At 73.0% G+C, this 24,796-nt stretch carries 24 protein-coding genes and 1 pseudogene; 8 read left to right on the forward strand and 17 right to left on the reverse strand.

What is annotated here, in order from left to right; translation table 11 throughout:
- The first annotated feature begins 555 nt into the window (after positions 1-555).
- On the forward strand, positions 556-729 hold the full coding sequence (locus tag ORI94_RS08625; protein ID WP_266073768.1) for a hypothetical protein: 174 nt from the start codon (positions 556-558) through the stop codon (positions 727-729).
- 208 nt (positions 730-937) lie between these two features.
- On the opposite strand, the gene ORI94_RS08630 is transcribed toward ORI94_RS08625, so the two are convergent.
- Positions 938-1,756 (reverse strand): inositol monophosphatase family protein, encoded by an 819-nt coding sequence (locus tag ORI94_RS08630; protein WP_266073769.1) that lies wholly within the window; start codon positions 1,754-1,756, stop codon positions 938-940.
- A gap of 8 nt (positions 1,757-1,764) precedes the next feature.
- Positions 1,765-2,892, reverse strand: coding sequence for a ferrochelatase (locus ORI94_RS08635; protein ID WP_266073770.1), 1,128 nt, complete (start codon positions 2,890-2,892; stop codon positions 1,765-1,767).
- Positions 2,893-3,038: 146 nt separating this feature from the next.
- Here ORI94_RS08635 and ORI94_RS08640 point away from each other — a divergent pair, with 146 nt between their 5' ends.
- Together ORI94_RS08640 and ORI94_RS08645 are read left to right on the forward strand one after the other, a co-directional pair.
- Positions 3,039-4,298, forward strand: a complete 1,260-nt coding sequence (locus ORI94_RS08640) for an MFS transporter (protein WP_266073771.1) — start codon at positions 3,039-3,041, stop codon at positions 4,296-4,298.
- Complete coding sequence (locus ORI94_RS08645; protein ID WP_266073772.1) at positions 4,258-5,586, forward strand: D-arabinono-1,4-lactone oxidase; 1,329 nt, start codon at positions 4,258-4,260, stop codon at positions 5,584-5,586. Before ORI94_RS08640 ends, ORI94_RS08645 begins: the two co-directional genes overlap by 41 nt.
- On the opposite strand, the gene ORI94_RS08650 is transcribed toward ORI94_RS08645, so the two are convergent.
- The gene (locus tag ORI94_RS08650) at positions 5,510-6,400 is read right to left on the reverse strand and encodes a hypothetical protein (protein ID WP_266073773.1); all 891 of its coding nucleotides are present in this window, start codon (positions 6,398-6,400) and stop codon (positions 5,510-5,512) included. The two genes, ORI94_RS08645 and ORI94_RS08650, sit on opposite strands and share 77 nt — an antisense overlap.
- Positions 6,401-6,878: 478 nt before the next feature.
- Here ORI94_RS08650 and sepH point away from each other — a divergent pair, with 478 nt between their 5' ends.
- The gene (gene sepH / locus ORI94_RS08655; protein ID WP_266073774.1) at positions 6,879-7,919 is read left to right on the forward strand and encodes a septation protein SepH; all 1,041 of its coding nucleotides are present in this window, start codon (positions 6,879-6,881) and stop codon (positions 7,917-7,919) included.
- A 94-nt stretch (positions 7,920-8,013) separates the two neighbouring features.
- Here sepH and ORI94_RS08660 read toward each other — a convergent pair whose 3' ends face one another.
- On the reverse strand, positions 8,014-8,865 hold the full coding sequence (locus ORI94_RS08660) for a sulfurtransferase (protein WP_266073775.1): 852 nt from the start codon (positions 8,863-8,865) through the stop codon (positions 8,014-8,016).
- 330 nt (positions 8,866-9,195) lie between these two features.
- Between ORI94_RS08660 and ORI94_RS08665 the strand changes: the two genes are divergently transcribed.
- Entirely contained in the window at positions 9,196-10,002 is an 807-nt protein-coding gene (locus tag ORI94_RS08665; protein WP_266073776.1) for a VOC family protein, read from the forward strand.
- A 257-nt stretch (positions 10,003-10,259) separates the two neighbouring features.
- Here the strand turns inward: ORI94_RS08665 and ORI94_RS08670 are convergent, their stop codons facing one another.
- The 4 genes and pseudogenes from ORI94_RS08670 to ORI94_RS08690 form a co-directional block, all read right to left on the reverse strand.
- Positions 10,260-10,640 carry a hypothetical protein gene (locus ORI94_RS08670; RefSeq protein WP_266073777.1) on the reverse strand — a complete coding sequence of 127 codons (381 nt, stop codon included), beginning with the start codon at positions 10,638-10,640 and terminating at the stop codon, positions 10,260-10,262.
- The gene (locus tag ORI94_RS08675; protein WP_266073778.1) at positions 10,637-10,894 is read right to left on the reverse strand and encodes a hypothetical protein; all 258 of its coding nucleotides are present in this window, start codon (positions 10,892-10,894) and stop codon (positions 10,637-10,639) included. The genes ORI94_RS08670 and ORI94_RS08675 overlap by 4 nt, the downstream gene beginning before the upstream one ends.
- A 595-nt stretch (positions 10,895-11,489) precedes the next feature.
- Positions 11,490-11,702, reverse strand: coding sequence for an EF-hand domain-containing protein (locus ORI94_RS08685; protein WP_266073779.1), 213 nt, complete (start codon positions 11,700-11,702; stop codon positions 11,490-11,492).
- Positions 11,703-11,842: 140 nt separating this feature from the next.
- Positions 11,843-12,064: pseudogene (locus ORI94_RS08690) on the reverse strand (thymidine kinase); the annotation flags it as partial.
- Between the two features lie 631 nt (positions 12,065-12,695).
- On the opposite strand from ORI94_RS08690, the gene ORI94_RS08695 reads away from it, so the two are divergent.
- From ORI94_RS08695 to ORI94_RS08705, 3 genes are read left to right on the forward strand one after another with little or no spacing between them, the layout of a single operon-like run.
- Positions 12,696-13,535, forward strand: coding sequence for a CPBP family intramembrane glutamic endopeptidase (locus tag ORI94_RS08695; protein ID WP_266073780.1), 840 nt, complete (start codon positions 12,696-12,698; stop codon positions 13,533-13,535).
- Positions 13,532-14,698 (forward strand): sensor histidine kinase, encoded by a 1,167-nt coding sequence (locus ORI94_RS08700; RefSeq protein ID WP_266073781.1) that lies wholly within the window; start codon positions 13,532-13,534, stop codon positions 14,696-14,698. Before ORI94_RS08695 ends, ORI94_RS08700 begins: the two co-directional genes overlap by 4 nt.
- Entirely contained in the window at positions 14,695-15,354 is a 660-nt protein-coding gene (locus ORI94_RS08705) for a response regulator (protein ID WP_266073782.1), read from the forward strand. Before ORI94_RS08700 ends, ORI94_RS08705 begins: the two co-directional genes overlap by 4 nt.
- A gap of 337 nt (positions 15,355-15,691) precedes the next feature.
- Here ORI94_RS08705 and ORI94_RS08715 read toward each other — a convergent pair whose 3' ends face one another.
- The 9 genes from ORI94_RS08715 to ORI94_RS08755 form a co-directional block, all read right to left on the reverse strand.
- Positions 15,692-16,342 (reverse strand): thymidine kinase, encoded by a 651-nt coding sequence (locus ORI94_RS08715; RefSeq protein WP_266073783.1) that lies wholly within the window; start codon positions 16,340-16,342, stop codon positions 15,692-15,694.
- A gap of 55 nt (positions 16,343-16,397) precedes the next feature.
- Entirely contained in the window at positions 16,398-17,627 is a 1,230-nt protein-coding gene (locus ORI94_RS08720; protein WP_266073784.1) for an alkaline phosphatase family protein, read from the reverse strand.
- A complete protein-coding gene (locus ORI94_RS08725) occupies positions 17,627-18,214 on the reverse strand; it encodes a DUF5998 family protein (protein ID WP_042173127.1) in 588 nt (195 codons plus the stop codon). Before ORI94_RS08725 ends, ORI94_RS08720 begins: the two co-directional genes overlap by 1 nt.
- Before the next feature lie 112 nt (positions 18,215-18,326).
- Positions 18,327-18,710 carry a monovalent cation/H(+) antiporter subunit G gene (gene mnhG, locus ORI94_RS08730; protein WP_266073785.1) on the reverse strand — a complete coding sequence of 128 codons (384 nt, stop codon included), beginning with the start codon at positions 18,708-18,710 and terminating at the stop codon, positions 18,327-18,329.
- On the reverse strand, positions 18,707-18,973 hold the full coding sequence (locus tag ORI94_RS08735) for a monovalent cation/H+ antiporter complex subunit F (protein WP_266073786.1): 267 nt from the start codon (positions 18,971-18,973) through the stop codon (positions 18,707-18,709). Before ORI94_RS08735 ends, mnhG begins: the two co-directional genes overlap by 4 nt.
- A complete protein-coding gene (locus ORI94_RS08740; protein ID WP_266073787.1) occupies positions 18,970-19,875 on the reverse strand; it encodes a Na+/H+ antiporter subunit E in 906 nt (301 codons plus the stop codon). Before ORI94_RS08740 ends, ORI94_RS08735 begins: the two co-directional genes overlap by 4 nt.
- On the reverse strand, positions 19,872-21,431 hold the full coding sequence (locus ORI94_RS08745; RefSeq protein WP_266073788.1) for a Na+/H+ antiporter subunit D: 1,560 nt from the start codon (positions 21,429-21,431) through the stop codon (positions 19,872-19,874). Before ORI94_RS08745 ends, ORI94_RS08740 begins: the two co-directional genes overlap by 4 nt.
- On the reverse strand, positions 21,428-21,949 hold the full coding sequence (locus tag ORI94_RS08750) for a Na(+)/H(+) antiporter subunit C (protein WP_266073789.1): 522 nt from the start codon (positions 21,947-21,949) through the stop codon (positions 21,428-21,430). Before ORI94_RS08750 ends, ORI94_RS08745 begins: the two co-directional genes overlap by 4 nt.
- Complete coding sequence (locus tag ORI94_RS08755) at positions 21,946-24,792, reverse strand: Na+/H+ antiporter subunit A (RefSeq protein ID WP_266073790.1); 2,847 nt, start codon at positions 24,790-24,792, stop codon at positions 21,946-21,948. Before ORI94_RS08755 ends, ORI94_RS08750 begins: the two co-directional genes overlap by 4 nt.
- Positions 24,793-24,796 lie beyond the last annotated feature (4 nt).

A 24,796-nucleotide genomic window follows, 5' to 3' on the forward strand; every position in this document is an offset into this window, starting at 1 on the left:
GTCCTTCCTACGTCCTGCCGGGCAGCGCTCCTCAGCGCACGCGCGCAGGGGTCTGGTGGGTGTGTTGCCTCCATCCTGCCCTTTTCGGCCATAAGTCGGCTGTAAGCCGGGGGACCGGCGGGCAGCGGGGGCAGGGTGCCGGACAGCAGGCTGCGGCGGGCGGACGTCCGCGGCGGACACCCGAGCGGGAAGCGGGCGGGGGCGGCCGGTCGGCACCGGCGGTCGGCGCGGCCCCGGGGAACGGAGGGTGGCGCGAGGGCGGGAGACCGGGGACGTCCCGGAGAACGGAACGGTAATACGAGATTTTCTCGTCCGGTTGGGTTTCCGCGGGAGGGAGCTTGGGGAGGACGGGTTTTACATCCCGCGATCACGCTCTGCTCGCACCGCGCCACCATGCGGTGCGCTTCAGTCCGTTTCCGCAGAGCGGACCCGGATGTCCGAAGCCGTAGCCCCCCGGCCGAGCGGCGGCGGTCATCCACCGGAGGCGTGATCATCCCTTCCGAACCGGCACACCCCCGTGCCATCGACCCACGACCCAGGACGAGGGGGCGCAGCATGGACGCTTTCACCGCAGGACTTCTGCAGCGCATAAGGACGACCGAGTCCGATCTGTCCCGGGCCCGCGACGAGGGCGACGACTTCCTCGTCGCGGTGGAGCAGGGCGAGCTCGACGACCTGCGCCGGCTCGCCGCCGAGCACGGTGTGGAGGTCGGCGTGTCCTGCGTCTGATCAGCCCGATGAGATGAGGCGGCTCGACGTGGGCGGGCCCCGGCGAATCCAGCGCCGGGGCCCGCTTCGTCGTTCTCGGGGGTTCTCGTCGTTCTCCCGGTTCTCCGGGTTCTCCGGGTTCTCCGGGTTCTCCCGGTTCTCGGATCCGTAGGAGCCGCAGGGATCCAGGAGGTCACGAGGACCTCCCGGTCCGTCTCCCGACCGTCCGTCAGTCGTGCCAGGCGCCGAGGTCCTCCAGCAGCCGCTGGAGGGGCTCGAAGACGCCGGGGGTGGCCGCGACCGCGAGATCCCATGAGGGACGTTCACCGGGCCGTCCACCGGTCAGCGCGCCCGCCTCCCGGGCGATCAGGTCCCCCGCGGCCAGGTCCCAGGGGTGCAGTCCGCGCTCGTAGTAGCCGTCGAGCCGCCCGCAGGCCAGGTCGCAGAGTTCGACCGCGGCCGAGCCGCCGCGCCGGATGTCGCGCAGCAGCGGGATCATTCGCTGCGCGACATCGGCCTGGTGGGCGCGGACCTCGGTGACGTAGTTGAAACCGGTCGAGACCAGCGCCTGGTCCAGGGGCGGCGACGGGCGGCAGGTCAGCGTGCGCTCGCCCTCCCACGCGCCGGTGGCCCGTGCCCCGCCGCCGCGGACCGCGTGGTACGTCTCACCCCGCATCGGGGCGGCGACCACCCCGACGACGGTCTCGCCGTCCTGCTCGGCGGCGATGGAGACGGCCCAGGTGGGCAGCCCGTACAGGTAGTTGACCGTGCCGTCGAGCGGGTCGATCACCCAGCGGACGCCGCTGGTGCCCTCGGTGGAGCCGCCCTCCTCGCCGAGGACGCCGTCGTCGGGCCTGCGCTCGGCGATCAGCCCGGTGATCAGCTTCTCGGCCGCGATGTCCATCTCGGTGACGACGTCGATCGGGCTGGACTTGGTCGCGGCGACCTCGAGATCGGCCGGGCGGCCGTCCCGCAGCAGCTCACCCGCGCGGCGTGCCGCCTCGCGGGCCAGCTCCAGCAGTTCCGCGTGCAGGGGGTGGTCGGTCACGGCGCTCCTCAGGCGTAGGGGCTGTCGGCGCCCGCGGCGGCGGGGCGCGGGGCACGGGCCGGGCAGCAGCCCGCCGGGCAGAGGTTGTGGCTCGCGCCGAGACCGCCCAGGACGCACGGGGTGGCGTCCCGGCCGCGTTCGGTGGCGGCACGCTCCGTGATCAGGTCGCGGACCGCGGCGGCGAACCGCGGGTCGGCGCCCACGGTCGCCGAGCGGCGCACCGGCAGCCCCAGCTCCCCGGCCTTGGCCGTGGCCTCGGTGTCGAGGTCGTAGATCACCTCCATGTGGTCGGAGACGAAGCCGATGGGGGCCATGACGACGGCCGGGGCCCCGGCCGCGTGCCGCTCCTCGAGGTGGTCGCAGACGTCGGGCTCCAGCCAGGGGATGTGCGGGGCGCCGGAGCGGGACTGGTAGACGAGCTGCCAGGGGTGCTCCACGCCGGTGCGCTCCCGTACGGCGTCGCCGATCACCCGGGCGACGTCCAGGTGCTGGGCCACGTACGCGCCGCCGTCGCCGTGCCGCTCGACCGGTCCGGAGGTGTCGGCGGAGGCGACGGGGATCGAGTGGGTGCAGAAGGCGATGTGCGCGCCGTCGCGCACCTCCTCGGGCAGGTCGGCGAGCGAGCGGACGATCCCGTCGACCATGGGCTCCACGAAGCCGGGGTGGTTGAAGTAGTGCCGCAGCTTGTCGACGCGGGGCAGTTCGAGGCCCTCCGCCTCCAGCGTCGCCAGGGACTCGGCGAGGTTCTCGCGGTACTGACGGCAGCCGGAGTAGGAGGCGTAGGCGCTGGTGGCGAAGACGAGGATGCGGCGGCGCCCGTCGCGGACCATCTCGCGCAGGGTGTCGGTCAGGTACGGCGCCCAGTTGCGGTTGCCCCAGTACACCGGGAGGCCGAGGCCGTGGTCGGCGAAGTCCTTGCGCAGGGCGTCCAGCAGGGCGCGGTTCTGTTCGTTGATGGGGCTCACCCCGTCGAACAGGAAGTAGTGCTCCCCGACTTCCTTCAGTCGTTCCTTGGGGATGCCCCGCCCGCGCGTCACGTTCTCCAGGAACGGGACGACGTCGTCCGGGCCTTCGGGGCCGCCGAAGGAGAGCAGGAGCAGTGCGTCGTAGGGGGTGGGATCGAGCTCGTCAGGCATGCCCCGATCCTGCCACCCGCCACCGGCGGCCGGGCAACGGTGGGGGGCCGACCGGGCCGACCTCTGCGACCAGGAGACATTAGGGTTACCTAACCCGTAAGCTGTATCGCCTGCGGTCGCGCCTTACTGAGATGTCCGGAGACCTCGTGCCCAGCCCTTATCTCGCCCTGTTCGCCGCCCCCGGCAGCAAGGCCTTCTCGGCCGCGGGGTTCATCGGCCGGATGCCGTTGTCCATGATGGGCATCGGCGTGGTCACGATGGTCTCCCAGCTGACCGGACGGTACGGGCTCGCCGGCGCCCTGTCGGCCACCATCGCCCTGGCCGCCGCGGTCGCGGGCCCCCAGGTCTCCCGCCTGGTGGACCAGTACGGGCAGCGGCGGGTCCTGCGTCCGGCGACGCTGCTCGCGCTGGCCGCGGCGGCGCTGCTGCTGTTCGCCGCGCACTACGGCTGGCCGGACTGGGTGCTCTTCGTCGCCTGCGCCGGCATCGGCTGCGTGCCGAGCCTCGGCGCGATGACCCGGGCCCGCTGGGCCGCCGTGTACCGCGGCACCCCGCACCTGCACACCGCGTACTCGTTCGAGTCCGTGGTGGACGAGATGTGCTTCATCTTCGGGCCGATCATCTCGATCGGGCTGTCCACGGCGTGGTTCCCGGAGGCCGGCCCGCTGCTCGCGGCCTGCTTCCTCGCGGTCGGCGTCTTCTGGCTGACGTCCCAGCACGCCACCGAACCGGCCCCGCACCCGCGTGAGCGCCCGGGCGACGGCCGCAAGCGCGCGGGAGGCGGTACGGCGCTGAGCTCCCCGGGCCTGCAGGTCCTGGTGGCCACCTTCGCGGCGACGGGGGCGATCTTCGGCGGCGTGGACGTGGTCACCGTGGCGTTCGCGGAGGAGCGCGGGCACAAGGCCGCCGCCAGTGTGGTGCTCGCGGTGTACGCGCTGGGCTCCTGCGTGGCAGGCCTCGCGTTCGGGCTGATGCGCTTCGCCGGGGCGCCCGAGCGCCGCTGGCTGCTGGGCATATGTGCGATGGCCGTGAGTATGATCCCCCTCCTACTGGTCGGGAACCTGCCGTTTCTGACCGTGGCGCTGTTCCTTGCGGGTCTGTCCATCGCTCCCACGATGATCACGACGATGTCCCTCATCGAAGAGCACGTACCACGCGCGCAGCTCACCGAAGGCATGACCTGGGTGAGCACCGGGCTCGCGGTCGGGGTCGCTCTCGGCTCCGCCGCGTCCGGCTGGGTGATCGACGCGGCAGGGGCGCGCGCCGGGTACGGGGTTCCGGCGGTGTCCGGAGCCGTCGCGGTCGCGGTCGGTTTCCTCGGGTACCGCCGGCTCAAGCGGCCGGCTCCGGGTCGGGGAGGCTCCGTTGGGCAGCACGGCGAACACGAGGAACGGAACGTGGCGTAACTGGGGAGGCACCGTCCTCTCCCACCCCGCGCGGGAGGTCACGCCGGCCTCCGTCGACGAACTGGCGGCGGCCGTGCGCCGGGCCGCCGAGGACGGCCTCCCGGTGAAGGCGGTGGGCACCGGGCACTCCTTCACCTCGATCGCGGCCACCGACGGTGTGCAGATCCGCCCGCACCTGCTGACCGGCATCCGGCACATCGACCGCGCGGCCGGCACCGTCACGGTCGAGGCCGGCACCCCGCTCAAGCGGCTCAACGCGGCTCTCGCGCGGGAAGGGCTGTCGCTCACCAACATGGGCGACATCACGGAGCAGACCGTCGCCGGGGCCACCAGCACCGGCACCCACGGGACGGGCCGCGACTCGGCCTCCATCGCCGCGCAGATCCGGGGCCTGGAACTGGTCACCGCCGACGGCTCGGTGCTCACCTGCTCGCAGCAGGGGACCGACGAGGAGCGTGCGGTCTTCGCCGCCGCCCGGATCGGCCTCGGCGCCCTCGGCATCGTCTCCGCGATCACCTTCGCCGTCGAGCCGATCTTCCTGCTCACGGCCCGCGAGGAACCGATGCCCCTGGACCGCGTCCTCGCCGAGTTCGACGAACTGCACGCCGAGAACGAGCACTTCGAGTTCTACTGGTTCCCGCACACCGAAAGCACCAACACCAAGCGGAACAACCGCAGCGCCGGACCGCAGCGCCCGGTGCGTCCCGTCCGGGGCTGGTTCGACGACGAGTTCCTCTCCAACGGCGTCTTCCAGGCGGCGAACTGGGTCGGCCGCGCGGCGCCCGCGACCGTTCCCGCCATCGCGCGGGTCTCCAGCAGGGCCCTGTCCGCGCGGACCTACACCGACATCCCGCACAAGGTGTTCACCTCGCCGCGCCGGGTGCGCTTCGTGGAGATGGAGTACGCGGTGCCGCGCGAGGCCCTGGTGGACACGCTGCGCGAGCTGAAGGCCATGGTCGACCGCTCCCCTCTGCGGGTCAGCTTCCCGGTCGAGGTGCGCACGGCCCCGGCCGACGACATCACCCTGTCCACGGCCTCCGGCCGCGACACCGCGTACATCGCGGTCCACATGTTCCGCGGCACGCCCTACCAGCAGTACTTCACGGCGGCGGAGCGCGTCTTCACCGCCCACGAGGGACGGCCGCACTGGGGGAAGATCCACACCCGGGACGCCCGGTACTTCTCCCGGATGTACCCGCGCTTCGCCGAGTTCACGGCGCTGCGGAACCGCCTTGATCCGGAACGTCTGTTCCAGAACGACTACCTGCGGAAGGTCCTGGGGACGTAGCGGACGCGTCCGGTCCCGGGCTCGCGGTGTCGCCGGAGTCCTGGTCCCCGGTGCCGTCCGGGGTGGCCGCCGGCGCGTCGCCGCCGCCCGGCGCCTCCCCGCCGGGGCCGGTGGTCGTTCCCTCGTCCTGCGGCGTCACGGAGGGGGCGGGCGTCCGTCCGTCCTCTCCGGAGCCGCCGGACTCCCCGGAACCCTCGGAGTCCTCCGAGGTGCCGGGATCGTCCGCCGTCCCGGAGGTGCCGGAATCCTGCTCGCCCGAACCGCCCGAACCGCCCGAACCGCCCGAACCGCCGGAGCCGTCCGAGTCACCGGAACCCGACGCGTACTCCCCGGTGAACGCGTTGCCGACCGTGGTGTCCGGTGCGCCACTGAGGCTCCGGCCCGAGGCGAGTTCGTAGGTGGTGATTCCGGCCATCGTGACGCCGAACACCAGCGCCGTCGCGACCACGGTCCGCTTCCAGCCCCACCGCACTCCCCTGGCCCGGCCCCGGTGGACGGTGCCCTCGGTGAACCCGCCGGGGGTTCGCGCGGGCCGCTCCCCGGCCGGCCGGCCCGGTGCCGCGGGCGCCACGCGCAGCTGCTCGCCGGTGCGCGTGAAGAAGTGCTGGAAGATCGTTCCGCCGCAGGTGGCGACGATGCTCACGACTCCGGCGCCGGTGATCGTCCCGTAGACGCCGAACGAGGAGGCGAGCTGGGCGCCGAGCACCGCGGCCACCGCGCTGCCCGCGACCTGCGGCACGCTCAGATCGATCCGCGCACGCTTCCCCTCCTCCGCGTCACCGTGCTCGCCCGCGACAACCGGTGTTCCACGCATTTCCGAACCTTGCCTGCCTTTCCCGGAATTCCCGCACACGAACGATCAACTGCACGACAAACGGACGTCCGGACGAAACCATTGGCTCCGTTTCTGGTGATTGCCTGAAGCTCCCCACGCCGGGATCGGCGGATCCGGGCGGTGACGGCCGAGTAGCCCCCTTGCGCGAAGTCGGACGGCGCGCCAATCCACGCACATGGCCCGAATGGAGTACTGTTGCGAGCCCTGGGTCCGGTCGCCCGTCAGGGCGCTCGAGTCCCTCGCGGACCGCCGGGAAGGGGGCCAGTTGCACAGGGTGACGCAGTTGGTCACTTAGCGTTGCGAATAGGTAACCGTGCCATAACGGCGAGCCCGGGCCCACGCCCGACACGCCGGGCAACTCGGCAAGGTTGTGGCAGGCTGCACCCGGGCAGGCCACACTCGACTAGCGGAAGCAGCGACGCACGTGACGTCGGCAGGCACCACCCGGGAGGTCCCCATGCCCGAACTGCGTGTCGTGGCCGTCTCGAATGACGGCACACGGCTGGTGCTGAAGGCTGCGGACAGCACGGAGTACACGCTTCCGATCGACGAACGCCTGCGCGCCGCGGTGCGCGGCGACCGTCCCCGCCTCGGCCAGATCGAGATCGAGGTGGAGAGCCATCTCCGCCCCCGCGACATCCAGGCGCGCATACGAGCCGGTGCGACCGCGGAAGAGGTCGCCCAGATGGCCGGCATCCCCGTGGACCGCGTCCGCCGCTTCGAAGGCCCCGTACTCGCCGAGCGCGCCTTCATGGCGGAGCGCGCCCGCAAGACCCCCGTCCGCAGGCCCGGCGAGAACTCCGGTCCGCCGCTGGGCGAGGCCGTGCAGGAGCGGCTGACGCTGCGCGGTGCGGAGAAGGACACCGCGCAGTGGGACTCCTGGCGCCGCGACGACGGCACTTGGGAGGTACTGCTGGTCTACCGGGTCGCGGGGGAACCGCACTCGGCGAGCTGGACGTACGACCCGCCCCGGCGGCTGGTCCAGGCAGTCGACGACGAGGCGCGCTCGCTGATCGGCGAGTCCGACGACCTCGCCGCTTCGCCCGAGCCCAGCTTCCCGTTCGTGCCGCGCATCGCCCGGCTGCCCCGTGACCGTCCGGACGAGCGCGAGCCGCAGAGCCTGCCGCCGGGTCAGGACTACGAGTCCGACGAGGAGTTGGCGGTCACCGCCGGCGGTGAACGGGACTCGCTCACCAGCCTGCTGGAGGCGGTGCCGAGCTTCCGGGGTGACCTGGTGGTTCCCGAGCGGGCCCCCGAGCCCGGCGTCGAGGAACCCGACGACGAATCCGAGGCGGAGGAGCCGCCGGCCCCCGCGGCCTCGGCCGGTTCCGCCTACGCGGACGTCCTCATGCCCCGCGCCGTCACCAGCCACCGGGACCGCCTCGTCGGCTCCACGGACCGTCAGGCGGAGGCGGACGGCGTCCGTCCGGGCCGCCGCGCGGCGGTGCCGAGCTGGGACGAGATCGTGTTCGGGACCCGGCGCAAGAAGCAGGAGTGACCCTGCGGGAGCGGCCGCCGAAGCAGTTGAACCCGCCTGGGACGTCGTGACAGGGACGCTCGCCGTGTGCGAGCGCCCCTGTCACGCTTCCGGCCTACTGCGGGTCCGGTCCCACCGCGACCGGCCGCTCCGGGTCCGACGACCACTCCGACCAGGAGCCGACGTACAGCTCCGCCGGGATGCCCGCCACCGCCAGTGCCAGCACCTCGTGCGCCCCCGAGACCCCCGAACCGCAGTACACGCCGACCCGCGTGTCCGCGGACACACCCAACTCCCGGAACCGGGCGCCCAGTTCTCCGGCGGGCAGGAAGCGGCCGTCCGGGCCGACGTTCTCGGTGGTGGGCGCCGAGACCGCGCCCGGGATGTGGCCGCCGACGGGGTCGATCGGCTCCACCTCACCCCGGTAGCGCTCCCCCGCGCGGGCGTCGAGGAGCAGCCCGGACCGGGCCAGGGCCGCCGCGCCGTCGGCGTCGAGCAGCCCGTCCGGGCCGGGTACGGGCACGAAGTCGCCCTCGGCCGGTTCGGGTTCCGTGGTCTCCAGCGGGCCGTCCCAGGACGGCAACCCGCCGTCGAGGACCCGCACGTCCGGGTGACCCGTCCAGCGCAGCAGCCACCAGGCACGGGCGGCTCCCCAGCCCAGCCCGCCGTCGTACACGACCACCGGGGTGCCCGCCGACACGCCCGCCCGGCGCATCGCGGCGCCGAACTCCTCCGGACCGGGCAGCGGATGGCGTCCCCGCCCGGCCGGTGGCGCGGCCAACTCCTTGTCCAGGTCGACGAACACGGCGCCGGGAAGGTGCCCGGCGCGGTACGCGGCCCGTCCGTCGAACGGCGGCTGGCCGGCCGCCGCGGCCGTGCTCAACTGCCAGCGGACGTCGAGCAGTACCGGCGGGTCGCCGCCCGCCAGTCCGGCGGCGAGTTCGGATGCGGAGATGATGACGTTCATGGCCACCATCCTGACGTACGGGGTGGCCGTCTCGTCCAGGTCCGGCTACTCTGCTCGGCCGGGCAGACCCGATCACGAGGCGTAGGGGATCGGGCACATGCTGTACTACCGATCGATATCCTCCGGCAAGCGCGCCGAAAAGGACGGGGTCCCGCACATCGGGCACCCTCCGGAGACAGGAACCGTCGTACGGGGCGGTCCCGGAGCGCGCGACACCGTGGCCGACGCCTGTACCAGCACGGGGACGAATCCGCAGAGCGGACGCGGCACGGCCCTCGCCGGGTCGAGAAGAGCACGGCCGCCTCGAGGGGGGCCGAGAAGAGAGTGACGATGACCGACGCACGGGGGTCCGCCCGCCGAGAGGGTGAAGCGCCCGTTCGGCACGCACCCGGTACACCCTGCTGGGTGAGTCTCATGGCGCACGGACCGGACAGGGCCCGGAGGTTCTACGAAGCACTGTTCGGCTGGGAGTTCCGGTCCGGTCCGCAGCAACTCGGCCCCTACGCGCGTGCGCTGCTCGACGGCTGCGAGGTGGCCGGCATCGGACTGCTGCCGCCGGACGTGCGGCTGCCGGTGGCCTGGACGCCGTACTTCGCCTCGGCGGACGTGGACCGCACCGCCGAGGCGGTGCGGTGGCGCGGCGGCACCATCGGCGTCGGCCCGCTGGACGCCGGCGAGGCCGGGCGGCTGGCGATCGGATCCGACCCGTCGGGCGCCGTCTTCGGCATCTGGCAGGCGTCCGCGCGACGGGGCGGCCGGGCGGCCACCGGGGTGCCCGGCGCGCCCGCCTGGTACGAACTGACGACCCGCGAGTCGGAGCGCGTGGCCAAGTTCTACGCGTCGGTTTTCGGTCACACCGCCCAGCCCGAGGTGTCCACCGACATCGACCACATGACCCTGAGCGTGGACGGCAGGCCGGTGGCCGGGATCCACGGCGTGGGCAACGGCCCACTGGGGGACCGGGGGCCGCACTGGACGACGTACTTCAGCGTGGCCGACCTCGACGACGCGGTGGACCACGTCCTGCACCTGGGAGGCCAGGTCCTCGAGCGACCCCACGCCGGCGTCCGGGGCCGCGTCGCGGCGGTGGCGGACCCGGAGGGGGCACGGTTCTCGTTGTTGCAGGGGCCGCGGTGACCCACAGGCTCCCCATCAGCTCGAAGGCCGGCCTGTTCGTCACCGTCCCGGCGCGGTTCGGAGTCACACCGACGCGTGCCACGCCCGGTGTGCCGAGCTCGAGTGAACCGCAGGCCGGTCGGCCGGTTCATGCACCAGTGGCGGGCCGGCCGTGCTTGTTCACAGACGAAGGGCCGACGGCTCACGTGGTGGCCCCTTCGTAGGAGATGCCGCGCGGGCACGAGTGGCGCAGCAGTGTCGACGCCCCTTGGAACAGCTCAGGAGTTCAGGTCGATGACACGTACGGACTGCCCCTTCCACACGTCGGGGGCCGTGGTGGCGACCACGGCGCCGTTCGGTCGTTCCGCGGTCGGCTCGGCGGCGTGACGCGTGTGGGCGGGAGCCCAGGACGTTTCGCGGGCCACGGCAAGTGCAGCGGGCAGATCCAGGTCGAGCAACGTGACACCTGGGAGCGCGGCGAGGCGTTCCGCCGTACCGGGCCGCACCCGGTCCGCCTCGACCAGAGCGCATGCGGGGGCGTAGAGGAACCAGTCCGCCTCGGAATTCGCGCGATGGATCAGGCGCGAGGCGAGCACGTTGCCCTGCCCTGCCGCCACCATCACCGTCTCGTCCAGGACGATGTGCAGAGCCTCCGTCACCTTGCTCCCGCCTCACCGAGGCGCCGGTCCAACTCGGCGTCCAGAGAAGCCTGTTCGCTCACGCTCGGGTTGTAGCCGTTCCACTCCCGCAGGGCGGTGCGCGCTTGCTCGGCGCGGGCCGTGCGCTCCTCGGGCGTCAGCAGGGTCTCGGCGAGGTGGGACAGGTAACCCCGTAGGGACATACCTTCCGAGGAAGCTATCCGGGCAAGCCGGTCGCGGGCTTCGGCGGGGATACGGACGTTGGCATCGGGCACACAAGCCTCCTCATTCGACCTCCGAGGATACGGGTACGGGTACGTACCCGTCCAGTCCGCGCCGGGCGCTCCGGACGAGTTCACTTCTGAGGACATGAGGGGAATGCGCACTCCGCGCCTCGCCGCACCCCGCGCTCGTCCGGGCGTCCCCGGACTCCGGGACTTCCACCGGCGCACTCCGGGCTGGTGGAGGAGTTCGGCCGCAGACTCCGCGTAGCCCGTTCGAGCACGACCCGCAGCGGAGCCGCCTGCACGGCCGGTGGCGCGGAGGACGGTCCGTCGAAGAAGAGCAGGCCCTGGTCGGCTCGGGTGAGCCGACCGCTCAGTCGGGCGGGGCCACCGGCACGCCGGTCACAACCGGGGCGTCCCCGCCGATCGGCTGTCACACCGGACGCCGTCCCGCCATGGAGGCGCCGCGAGTGCGGGAAGGGTTGGAACTCGTGGAGTTCGGGAGACGACACGGGCACGTGGCGTCCACGATCGCGTCGTCCGGGCAGGGGCGGAGGATTCCGTCGCCGGGACCGCAGTGCCCGCTCCCCGGCCGGGGGCCCGGTCCGCCGCGGAAGTGCGCGGAGTCGGGCCCCCGGCCCGGGGCTCACTTGTTCAGGTGTGCCCAGAACTCGTCGAAGGACAGGAGCCTGTCGCCGTCCAGGTCGCGGGACTTGATGACGGCCTCCGCCACCGGCTCGGTGACGTTCCAGTCACCGCCCTGGGCCAGGGCGGTCTTGAACTCGGCAGCGGTGACGAACCCGTCCCCGTCCGCGTCGATCCGCTCGAACTGCCTGCGCGCTTCCTCGATCTCCGCCACCGGTCCGCCCCTTTGTTCCTCGTACTCCGCCGGACTCTCTGGGAGTCCTGATGACGCAGGTCAGACTATCTGCCCACGCGAGTCCCCGGTGCGGTGATCCCTCACACGGACTCCGCCTCGCGGGAGTTTGGGAACGCCGGTCAGGTGACCGGCAGGACGTCCGGGGCCGGGGCGGCCGCGTGGGCCGTCGCGACCGTCATGCGGCGGTGGTGGCGGCGCAGGACCTCGTAACCGACCTCGTCCGGGGAGCCCGTGGCATCACCGACGACCACTTGCGCGCCTCCCGCCACCCTCACCCCGCCGACCGTCCGGGCGTTGTGGGTGGCGCGGGCGCCGCACCGGCACAAGGCCTCGACCAGCAGCCGGGGCCGTACGGCGAGGGCGCGCGATCGCCATCCGCTGCCGTCGGCCTCCACTGAGCCAGGGCCGGGTGCTCGTCCGCCCTGGCGTCCGGCCGGCCCGAGCCGTCCGGCCGGCTGTCGCCGTCGCCCGCCGTCCGGCGAGCGCCGTCCGGCGAGCGCCGTCCAAAAGGCGAGGGCGGTGTCGTCGGCGGCCGCGGCGTCGACGACGTCCGGGCCCGACTCGCGCACGTGCGCTTCGTCGGGCAGATCCGTGTACGGCACTACGCCCGGCCGGCAGAGAGGGATGCGCCGGTCCGGTGGCCCGGCGACCGTCGGCAGGGGACGACAGCACCTCGCGACACAGGACGCCGCCCCATGTCCTGTGCTCCTCCGGCCTGCCGAGGGTCCGCCGGCAGGCGCTGTGCCGCCTGGGCACGAGTGGGCGGCCGGGCGGCCGGAAGGAGGCGAGGGCATCGGCGGAGTCGACCGTCGGAGCAGGAGATCAGCCGGTCCGGCGGGGCGGCCCGGGGGCTTGTCCCCCGTGCGAGCTACAGCCAGGTGTCCACCGTGAGGTGACGATCTCCGGCCGCCGGATCCGTAGCGTTCGGTGCAGCCCGCGGCGCACCGGTCGCGGTCCGGCAGAGGGGTTCCCGTGAGGTTTGTCTGGCAGTTCTTGGCCGTCGTGGCGATGGCCGCCCTGGGCGGCGCTGGCGTCAACGCGGTGAAGGAGAACGACTGGTTCACGCTCGTCCTCGGCGTCACGGTCGCCGCACTGGCCGTGCTCGTGTACGGGTGGGTGGTGCGGCGAACCGAGCACCGGCCCGCCCTGGACGTGGCCCGGGGGGGCGCCGCGGCCCGGACCGGCTGGGGCGTCCTGATCGGCGGCGGGATGTTCGCGGCCGTCATCGTGAACCTCTTCGCCTCCGGGCACTACGACGTCGACGGCCTGGGCTCGGTGACCGGCGCGCTGGGGCTGCTCGGCTTCATGGCCTTCGCCGCGGCGACCGAGGAGGTGGTGTACCGCGGCGTGCTGTTCCGGATCGTCGAGGAGCACATCGGTACGTACATGGCCCTGGTGTCGACAGGACTCGTGTTCGGCCTCTCGCACCTGCTCAACGAGCACGCGACCCTGTGGGGCGGCCTCGCCATCGCGATCGAGGCCGGCTTCATGCTCGCCGCCGTGTACGCCGCCACCCGCAGCCTCTGGCTGACGATCGGCGTGCACTTCGGCTGGAACTTCGCCGCGGCCGGCGTCTTCAGCACCGAGGTCTCCGGCAACGGCGCCAACCAGGGGCTCCTGGACGCCTCGATGTCGGGCCCGGAGCTGCTCACCGGCGGTGGGTTCGGGCCGGAGGGCAGTGTGTACTCGGTGGGCTTCGGGGCACTGCTGACCCTGGTGTTCCTGTGGCTGGCCCACCGGCGCGGGAACATCGTGCCCTTCGGTTCCCGGCGAGCCGCGGGCGTCGACTCCGCCGCTACACTGCCCCGGTGACCGATCGTCGGCGTGTCCCGGAGCTGTGGCCCCGGCTCGATGTCACGGTCCGGGACCTCCCGCTCGGCATACTGCTCCTCGTGGCGTCGGCCGTTCCGGCGCTCCACGGCAACGGCACGGAGATCGGCGGCCTGCCGAACCGTCCCGTCGACGCGCTGGCCGGTGTGGCGGCCGTCCTGCAGTGCCTTCCGCTCGCCGTGCGCCGGCGGTGGCCGCTGGTCTGCCTCACCCTGGTGTCGTGCGGCTTCGCCCTCGACCAGTTGTGCGGCTACCACCTCGTGGCCGGCACCGCGCTGCCCATCGCGCTGCTGAGCGCCGGGTCGTATCTGGAGCGGTACCGGCGCGCCACCCCGGTCGCCTCCTCCGTGGCGTTCGCGGCTCTGGCGGTCGCGCTCCACCAGCGCGGGCCCGGCAAACCGGTGGCCGAGTTCGTGACGTTCTACCTGGCGCTGGCCCTCGCGTGGGGCATCGGCGCGTGGATGCGCTCCGTCCGGGCCGCGGAGGCCGAACGCCGCAGCCGCGTGGCCGAGGACGCCCGTACCGCCGAGCGCACCCGGATCGCCCGCGAGCTCCACGACGTCGTGACCCATCATGTGACGGCGATGGTCGTGCAGTCCGAGGCGGCCCGGTACCTGACCGCCTCACCCGACCGCCTCGACCAGGCCCTGGCCGCCGTCAGTGACACCGGCCGACGGGCCATCACCGACCTGCGGCACCTGCTCGACCTGCTCAACCCCGACCACGGCACCGGCCACTGTGGCGAGGACAGGACGCCGCCCGTCGGCCGGGTGCTCACCCTCGTCGAGCAGACGCGGCTGGCCGGGCAGCCGGTGGAGTTCGCCGAGGAGGGCACGCCGCCGGCCTCGACCGGCAGCGCCGACCTCGTGGCCTACCGGGTCGTGCAGGAGGCCCTGACGAACGCGCTCAAGTACGACCACGGCAGCCGGACCTCGGTCCTGGTGCGCCATGGTGAAAGGGAGATCACGGTGGAGGTCGGCACGGACGGTTCCGGTTCGCGGGCCGGTTCTCCCGGCGGCAACGGGCGGGGGCTGGAGGGCCTGCGCGAACGGGTCGACATGCTGGGCGGCGACTTCAGCGCGGGCCGCCGGACCGGTGGCGGCTTCCTCGTCCGGGCGCGGATACCCGCGGGAAGCCCGGCATGAGCGCGCCCGTCCGGGTCCTGGTCTGCGACGACCAGATACTGATCCGCACCGGGCTGTCGACCATCATCGACGCACAGCCCGACCTGGCGGTGGCGGGCGAGTGCGGGGACGGGCGGACCGCCGTGGAGCTGGCCGGCCGACTGCGCCCGGACGTCGTGGTGATGGACGTGCGCATGCCGGTCCTCGACGGCATCGAGGCCACCCGGCTGCTGGCCGGTGCCGGGGTCGAGCACCCCGTGAAGGTGCTCGTGGTGACCACGTTCAACCTGGACGAGTACGTCTACGAGGCGCTGCGGGCCGGAGCGAGCGGGTTCCTGCTCAAGGACGCGCCGCCGGACCGGCTGCTGCACGGAATCCGGACCGTGGCCACGGGCGCGGCGCTGCTGGACCCCGAGGTGACGCGTCGGCTCGTGGGCCGTTACGCCGCCCGTATCCGGCCCGCCGAGGGCGGCGCGCAGGACATCCCGCTGACACCCCGCGAACTGGAGGTCCTCCGCCTCATCGCGGACGGACTGTCCAACGGCGAGATCGCCGCGGCGCTCGTCATCAGCCATGAGACCGTCAAGACCTTCGTGTCCCGCATCCTCACCAAGCTCGGCCTGCGCGACCGCGTCCAGGCCGTCGTCTACGCCTACCGGCGCGGCCTGGTGACCTGACAGGTCGTCCCGTGCGGCCTGTTCGACCATCCGTCGACGGAGGAACTGTCGAACGGCTGGTGCCGGATGAGTTGGGGGAGTTGTTCCAGCGGGTGGTGCCAAAGGCGCCGACCCGCCCGCCTCGTTCGGGCCGTCGGGAGCCACAGCCCACCGGCGGTTCGCGGAGTGGCCGAGGGCCCGGGCGCGGGCCGAGCTCCACCGCCTGGTCCTCGACGGGCTCGGGCCGGTGGGCGACTCGTTCGACAACGCGCCGGCGGAGAGCCTGTGGATGCCGGTCGAGACCGAGTGCGTCCGCGGCCGGGTGTTCGCCACCAGGGCCGAGGCGAACCTTGCCGCCTCAGTCGGAGGCCACCGGCAGGACGTCCGGCGAGAGCACGCCGGCCCGGGCGGAACCGCTCGTCATACGGCGACGATGGTGCCGTCGGCACAGCACCTCGTAGCCGACCTCCGCGGCTGGGCGGTTCACATCACCGACGACGACCTGCTCACCCTCCACCACCATCTCACCACCCACGGTGCGGGCGTTGTGCGTGGCGCGAGCTCCGCACCAGCACATCGCCTCCACCTGGAGCGCCTCTATCCGGTCCGCCAGCTCGATCAGCCGCTGCGAGCCCGGGAAGAGCCTGGCCCGGAAGTCGGTCGTGATACCGAAGGCGAAAACGTCCAGGTCCAGGTCGTCCACGACCCGCGCCAACTGGTCCACCTGCTCCGACGCCAGGAACTGTGCCTCGTCCACGATCAGATAGTCGACCCTGTCGCCCTGCGACATACGACCCACCACATAGGCGTACAGATCCATCCCCGGCGCCGCCTCGACAGCATCCGTCACCAGACCGAGCCGCGAAGACAGCTTCCCCTCCCCCGCCCGGTCATCACGCGTGAAGATCACGCCCTGTAGACCCCTTGCCGACCGGTTGTAGATTCGCTGTAGGGCAAGTGTCGACTTCCCGCAGTCCATCGTTCCGGAGAAGAACACCAGCTCGGGCATGGGAGGTCGGGCACCTTTCGGCGGGAACGGGCGGTGAGGACGGGCCGGGTGGGCCTCAGGAGCGTACTTCGAGGAGGGGGACCAGTTGTTCGGCAGGGGTGAGGGAACCGTGGTTGCCGACCATCTCCGACTCCCTCGGCTCCCGCTCGGAGGCGATGATCAGGACGTCGTCCCGGGCGGCGGCGACCACGTCGCCGATACGGTGGTACACGCGCTCCTCGATCCGGGGGCCGAACCAGCCCGCGCCGATCGCCTCGTCCCGCGAGGCCACCCAGAACTGCTCGCCGAGCACCTCGCGCCAGCAGGTCAGGACGTCCCTGGCGGCGCCCGGAACGGCGTAGACGTGACGGGCGCGGCCCTCGCCGCCGAGCAGGGCGACTCCGGCGCTCAGCTCCCAGTCGTGGTCGAAGTCGATGCGGTGCTCCTCGTCGAAGGGCACGTCGACCATTCCGTGGTCGGCGGTGACGTAGAGCGCGCTGCGCGGCGGGAGTTGCTCGGCCAGCCGCTGGACCAGGCGGTCGACGTACATGAGCTGGCCGCGCCAGGTGTCGGAGTCGAGGCCGAAGCGGTGCCCGGCACCGTCGACCTCGGCGTAGTACGTGTAGACCAGGGAGCGGTCGGCGGCGGCCAGTTGAGCGGCCGCGAGGTCCATGCGCTCCTCGCCGGACAGCCTCCCGTGGAAGGTGCCGCCGCTGAGCGCGACCTTGGTGAGCGGGGTGTTCGCGAAGGCGGGTGAGGACACCTGGGCGGTGTGCACCCCTGCCCGGTGGGCCAGTTGGAAGACGGTGGGGTGGGGCTGCCAGGTGTCGGGCCGGGTCCAGGGCTGCCAGCGCAGCTGGTTCATCAGCTCGCCGGTGTCCGGGTTGCGCACGGTGTAGCCCGGCAGGCCGTGCGCGCCGGGCGGCAGGCCGGTGCCGACGGAGGCCAGGGAGGTGGCGGTGGTCGCCGGGTAACCCGTCGTGAGGGGACGCCCGGTGCCGCCCCGGGAGGCGGCCATCAGGGACGCCATGAACGGGGCTTCCTCCGGGTGCGCCTTCAGCTGCTCCCAGCCGAGGCCGTCGATCAGGAACACGCAGTTCCGGTCGGCGGGGGCAAGCTCCGGGATCGCGGCGGTGGTGCCGGGGACGCCCATGCCCGCGGCGAGGGTGGGCAGCAGGTCGGCGAGCGAGCCGGTGCCGTACTCGGGCAGGGGGGCGGAGTCCGGGGCGAGGGGCTCCGGGTGGACGTCCCAGCCGGTGGTGTGCGGGGACGGCGGGGTGTGCGGGGACGGGGAGGCGTGCGGCATCAGCGTGCGGAGTCCGCGGTCGCCTCGGAGAGGGCCTGCGCGAAGGCGAGCGCCTGACGCACCGTCTCCGGGCCGTCCCCGGCCTCGCTCACCCGCAGGCTGAGGTCGTCGGCCGTCGAACTGCCCGTGTAGCCGTGGTCGGCCTCGCAGTTGGGGTCGCCGCAGGCGGCCGGCTCCAGGTCGAGCCGGGCCACCGCGCCCCAGCCGATGGTGAGCACGATCTCGCGGGGCAGCGTGCCCGGCTTGTACGACTCCGGGTTGGCGACCACCCTGCTGACCACGATCGACGAGATCCGGCCGAGCTTGACCGACTCCGTGGACGTGGTGGCGTACGGGGTCGGGGACGTGGTGTCGGCGGCCTGCTCGTCGGTGTGGCTGACGATGAAGCGGTTGCCGGTGAGGACGAGCACGGTCACATGGCGCCGTACCTCGTTCTGGTCGAACGTCGTCTCCTGGTGGACCAGGTACGACCGGACGGGCTCGCCGCCCACGGCGGCCTCCACCGCCTCGGCCACGAGGGCCGGGTAGTAGCCGCTGCGCTCGATCGCCGCCCGCAGCCCCTGGGTCGTCGTACTGGTCTTGGCCATGACGCCCATCCTACGGGGGACCGCTGACTGCGAGGCACCGGTCACGGCACTCCCCCGCGCGCGCCGGGCCGGGCCGGGCCGGGAAAGGCCCGGCCGGTACGGCCGGCGGGACTCACTGGTCCGCGTCCTCGCGGGAGGGCTGTTCGTCCACCGGAGTGCCGTCCCGCGCGAGACGGTCGGCGAGTTCGTCCCGGAACAGCGCGCCGCGGTCGAGCGCCTGGACGCGGTAGGCGGTGCGGCCGACGATCTGGCTGGTGATCGGCGCGGTGAACAGCTGGAACAGGATGATGAGCAGCAGCACCGGCGCGTAGCGCAGGGGCATCTGCACGGCGGTTCCCGCCAGGACGAGCATCAGGCCGAGCGTCTGGGCCTTGGCGGCCGCGTGCAGGCGGCTGACGATGTCCGGGAAGCGGATCAGGCCCACGGAGCCGAGCAGGCAGAAGAGCGCGCCGGCCAGGAGCAGGACGGCGGTGATCACGTCGGCCACCGCGGTCATCGCAGGCCTGCCCGCTTCTCGATCAGGTGGGCGGCCGTCACCGATCCGATGAAGGCCAGCAGGGTGAGGACGACGAGCACGGGCAGGGGCGTGGCGTCCTCGCGCAGGACCATGCCCACGGCGGCCCCGACGATGATCATCGTCAGGAGGGCGTCGAGCGCCACGATGCGGTTGAGCGCGTCCGGACCGCGCACGAGACGCAGCAGGGCGAGCAGGCCGGCCGCTGACACCACGGACAGGGTGCCGGTGTACACGACGGTCATGAGGTTCCGCCTCCTTGATCAGGGTGGTCGGGAGGACCAGGGCGGTCGGACGGCCCCGGGTCGGCAGCAGGCCCGGGACCGCCGGAAGGTCCAGGGGCGTCGAAAGGCCCGGAATCGCCGCCGGGGCCGGGGCCCTCAGGGCCGGGGGCCGGTCCGGGGCCGGCCTCGGACCGGGAGGCCGGCCCGGGGCCCTCAGGGCCGGGGGAAGGCCACGGGCCGGGACCGGAACCCGGGCCAGAACCAAGGCCGCCGGAGCCCTCAGAGGCGGTGGCAGACCCTGAGCCACCCACAGGCCCGGAGCCGGAGGCAGGCCCGGAGCCGGAGGCAGGGCCGGGGCCGGGGCCGGAGGCAGGTCCGGCGGGGTCGTCACCCGCCCCTCCGGTGCGTCGGCCGCGGCCGACCGCCCGCGCCACCCTGCGCTCGACGGCCTGCACCACCTCTCTGCGGCGGGCGAGGTCGGTTTCGTCGCGGACCGGGAGCGCGTGGACGTACAGCCGCCGCCGGCGCCGGTCGATCTCCACCACCAGGGTGCCGGGGGAGATCGTCGTGAGTTCGGCCACCGCTGTGATCAGAAGGTCGCTGTCGACGTGCAGCGGGACTTCGACGATCGCCGCGGACGTCTTCCCCCCGTGTCTCAGGATCTGCCAGGCGACGGTGACCCCGGACCCGACGAGATCCTTCAGCAGGTCGACCAGCAGGCGCGCGATCGACAGCGGCCGGGGCACGGCGCCCGGCAGGACCGGCGGCAGGGGGAAGGACCCGACGACGGCCACGGCGGCGAGCAGGCCTCCGAGGAGGACCAGCGGGCCGGCGGAACCCCACAGCACGATCCACAGCAGCCACAGCCACCCGGTCATGGGCAGGCGGCGCAGGACTCGGCGGGCATGCTCCCGGCAGGTCAACGGTCCCCCTCGGTCATGACCGCGGAGCGGTACTCGCGCGGGTCGAGCAGGTCGTGTGCGGCTCGTTCGCCGACGCGGGCGAGCGGGCCCGCGCAGACGGCGACCGCGACACTGGTGACCACCATGACGACGGTGGCGGCGGTCATCAGCCCGGTCCCGCGCCGCACGGCGCGGCGCTCCGGGCGGAGGGCGGTGCCGGGGGCCGGCCTGTCCGGCGGTGGCGTGTCACCGCGGACCGGGTGCGGGTCCTGCCGCATGAAGGTCCTGGTCCAGACCCGGGTCATGGCGTAGAGCGTCAGCAGGCTGGTGAGCAGGGCGGTCGCGGCGAGGGCGTACGCCGCGGTGCCGCCCTGCCACGCACCGGCCCGCAGCAGGGTCAGCTTGGCCACGAACCCGGAAAACGGCGGGATCCCGGCCAGGCTCAGTGCGGGGAGGGCGAACAGTGCGGCGACCAACGGCCCCGGGGGCGGCCCCTGCGCCATGCGCTTCATGCCCGTTGTCCCCGCGTGGCGCACGGCGAGGGCGGCGGCGAGGAAGAGCGCCGCCTGGACGACGATGTGGTGGACGATGTAGAGGACCGTGCCGGTGAGTCCGAGTGTGTCGAACAGCGCGAGCCCGAACAGCATGAAGCCGATGTGGCTGACGAGGGTGAAGGACAGCAGCCGGTTGATGTCGTCCTGGGCGAGGGCCCCGAGGATGCCCACGATCATGGCGGCGATCGCCACGCAGGCCAGCAGGGTCCACACGCTGGAGCGCGGGAAGAGCAGGGTCTGGGTGCGCAGCAGGGCGTAGATGGCGACCTTGGTGAGCAGGGCGGCGAACACGGCGGTGATCGGCGCCGGCGCGGTGGGGTAGCTGTCGGGCAGCCAGAAGTGCAGGGGGACGATCGCCGCCTTGATGCCCAGGACGGCCAGGAGCAGCAGGGCGAGTGCGCCGCGCAGTCCGTCGGGGAGCTCGGCGAGCCGCGGTCCGAGCTGGGCCAGGGTGACCGTGCCGGCGGCCGCGTACACCAGGGCGACCAGGGTGAGGAACAGCAGGGAGGAGGTCAGGCTGGTGATCATGTACGTCATACCGGCGCGGGTGCGGTTTCCGTCGGCGTCCAGGGTGATCAGCACGTAGGACGCGGCGAGCAGCACCTCGAAGGCGACGAAGAGGTTGAACAGGTCGCCGGTGAGGAAGGCCAGGCTCACTCCGGTGACGAGCATCAGGTAGGCGGGGTGGAAGACCTCCGCCGAGCTCCGGCGTTTCTCCGCGGTGCCCTGGCCGATGGCGAAGAGCAGCACGGCCAGGGTCACCAGGAGGGACACGGCGAGCAGGAGCGCCGACAGCCGGTCGGCGACGAGCGTGATGCCCAGCGGGGCCGGCCAGCCGCCGACGTGCACGGCCTGCGGGCCGCGGGTGTCGGCGAGGACGAGCAGCGCGACGGCGTCCGCCAGTACGCAGGCCAGTACGAGGGTGCTCATGGGGCGGGTCACCCGGACGGGCAGTCCGAGCAGGGCCGTGGCGGCGCCCAGGGCCGGCAGCACCACGGGCAGGGCGAGCAGCAGTGCGGTCATCGGTGTTCCCCCGGAGCGGTGCCGTGGTCGCGGTGGTCGCGGTGGTCCGACTCGCCGTCGCCCTGGTCGCCGTCGCCGGGGTCGTCGGTGGCGTTTTCCTCGTCGGTGTCGGCTTCCTCGTCGGTGTCGGCGCGTTGCCGGGCGATGCGCCGGTCCTCCACGTCGTCGCGCACCTCGTCGCTGCCGGACAGCCGCCAGGAACGGTAGGCGAGGACCATCAGGAACGCCGTGAGACCGAACGTGATCACGATGGACGTCAGCGCCATGGCCTGGGGCAGCGGATCGGCGGCCTCCGCCGGGTCCACCGGCTTCCCCCCCAGCACCGGGGGCCGGCCGGTGGTGCCGCCCGCGACCAGGAGCAGCAGGTTGGTGCCGTGGCCCAGGAGGATGAAGCCGAGAACGATCCGCATCAGGGACCGTTGCAGCATGAGGTGGAAGCCGATCGTGAACAGGCCGCCCACCGCGACGGCCATCGTCACGTCGAGCGTGTTCAGCGTGATGTCGCCCGCGCCGTTCATCGAGCGGATCCCTCCTCCTGCCGGTCCGTCGCCGCGCCGGCCACTTCGAGTGAGACACCCACCGCCGACAGGAGTTTGAGGACGACGCCGACCACGAGCAGGTAGACGCCCACGTCGAGGAACACGCTGGTCGCCCACTTCACCTCGCCCAGCAGCGGCAGGTGCCACGTCACCAGGTCGCTGTCCAGCGGCGTACCGCCGAAGGCCAGCGGCACCAGCCCGACGACCGCCGCGATCAGCAGACCCGTGCCCGCGACCGCGACCGGACGCAGGCGTACGGCGGCGCCGAGGTCGGCCTGTCCGCCCACCAGGTACCGCAGGACGAACGCCAGCCCTGCCACCAGACCGCCCGAGAAGCCTCCGCCGGGGCGGTAGTGCCCGGAGAACAGCAGGAACAGCGAGAGCACCAGGGTCGAGGGGAAGAGCAGCCGGGTGGCCACTTCCATCAGCACCGAGCGCTCGCCGCCGGGCCGTTCGCCCGCTCCCGGCAGCCAGGTCTGCCGGGGCTCGTCCCAGTGCGTCGTGGGGAACCGGGCCGGCGGCTCCTCGTCGGTCACCCGTACCGCGCTGCGGTCGCGGAACCGGACCAGACTGCCGACCCCGACCGCCGCCACCAGGACGACCGAGATCTCGCCCAGCGTGTCCAGGGCCCGGAAGTCGACGATGATCGCGTTGACGACGTTGTAGGCACCCGTCTCCGACGCCCGGCGCAGGTACTCGGGTGAGATCGCCGGGGCCGTACGCGCGGCGGACGTCGCCAGCGCGAAGCAGGTGACGACGAGGCCGACCCCGACGGCCAGCGCACCCCGCAGCACGCGCCCCGGGGCCGCCGTCCGGCCGGGGTCGAACCGGGCCGGCATCCGGCGCAGCACCAGCACCACGACGACCAGCGTCAACGTCTCGACCAGGAACTGGGTGAGCGCCAGGTCCGGGGCGCCCCGCACCAGGAACAGGCCGGCCGCGCCGTATCCGACGGCCCCGGTCAGCAGCAGGGCGGTGAGCCGGTGCCGGGCGGCCACCACCGCCGCGGCGGCCGTCAGTATCACCACGGCCAGGGCGGGTTCGAGCGGATGCCGCCACAGGGGCGGTGATCCCAGTGAGGGGCCCGCGGCCACGAGCGCCGTGCCGGGCACGGCGACGACCGTCGCGAGCAGGACGGTCAGGTAGACGGGCAGGGAGCCGACCTGGGTGTGCCGGGTCAGCGTCACGGCCAGCCGGTCCACGCCCTCGCTCGCACGGTCGTACGCGTGCTGCACGTCGGGCAGGCGCGGCATGCGGTCCGTCGCAACGCCTCGGCGTTGCACCGCGTGGATCAGGAGACCGGTGACGAGCGACAGCGCGGACAGACCGAGCACGGGCGTGAACCCGTGCCACAGGGACAGTTCGTACGGACCGTCGGATCCCGGCGGATAGGCGTCGGCGTAGGCGGCGGCGAGGGCCCCCGTGGCGGTGTACGCCACGCCCAGCACCAGGCCCGCCCCGGACAGGACGGCCACCGGTGCGACGAATCCGGGTTCCGGGCTCCGCACGGAGCGCGCCGCCTTTCCCGACGGCCGGCGCCCGCCGAAGGCGCCGTGCAGGAACCGTGCCGCGAACGCCACGGTCAGTGCGGAGCCGCACACGAGCACCACCGTCAGCTGGTAGTGGTAGGCCAGTCCGGTGCCGTGCAGGAGGGCTTCCAGGGCTGCTTCCTTGCCCAGGAAGCCGACGAGGGGCAGCAGAGTGGCCATCGACGCGGTGGCCAGTGCCGTGACCCAGAACAGCACGGGCAGCCGGCGTTTCAGGCCCGACAGTTCCCGGATGTCGCGTGTGCCCGTGCTGTGGTCGACGACCCCGACGGACAGGAAGAGTGCCGACTTGAACGCCGCGTGCGCCAGCAGCATCACCACCCCGGCCAGCGCCGCCGTCCGCGTTCCCGCGCCCAGCAGGGCGGTCAGCAGGCCGAGTTCGCTGACGGTCCCGTAGGCGAGGAGCATTTTCAGGTCGGTCTCGCGCAGTGCCCGCCACGCGGCCACCACCATCGTGGCGAGTCCCACCCCGAGCACCATCGGCCGCCACGGGGCCACGTCGGCCAGGGCGGGCGCCAGCCGGGCCACCAGGTAGACCCCGGCCTTGACCATCGCCGCCGCGTGCAGAAAGGCACTGACCGGTGTGGGGGCGACCATCGCCGCGGGCAGCCAGCCGTGCAGCGGCATCTGCGCGGACTTGGCGAACGCGCCGACCAGGACGAGCACCACGGCGGCGGAGACTCCGCCGCCCCGCGGGGGGTCGGCGAGGATCTCGGAGACGCGGTACGTGCCGGCCTCCTGGCCCAGCACGATGAAGCCGAGCAGCATCGCCAGGCCGCCGGCCGCGGTCACCAGCAGGGCCTGGCGGGCGGCGCGCCGCTGCTCCGCGCCCTCCCCGCGCCCCGCGATCAGCAGGAAGGAGGCGACCGTGGTCAGTTCCCAGAAGACGTACAGCACGAAGAGGTTGTCCGCCAGCACCAGCCCGGTCATCGCCCCGGCGAAGGAGAGCAGCAGGGCGGCCAGCCGGCCGGCGTCGCGCTCGACGTAGTACCGGCAGTACAGGAGCACCATGGCTCCGACACCGGCCACCACCCACAGCATCAGGAGTGACAGGGCGTCCAGGCGCAGGTCGATCGTCAGGCCGAGCGCCGGGGCCCAGGACAGGGACTCCCGGTACGCGCCGCCGTCCAGCACGCGGCCCGCCCGCGTGCCCGCCCAGACGACGGCCGCCAGTGGCACCAGGGCGGCCACGGCCCACATCGCACGGCCGAGCCGCCTCTCCCACCACGGCATCGACACTGCGGCCACCGCATGGGCGGCCAGCAGGACCAGCACGTCA

Source organism: Streptomyces sp. NEAU-W12 (assembly GCF_026242095.1).
In the GTDB taxonomy this organism is placed as follows: Bacteria; Actinomycetota; Actinomycetes; order Streptomycetales; family Streptomycetaceae; genus Streptomyces.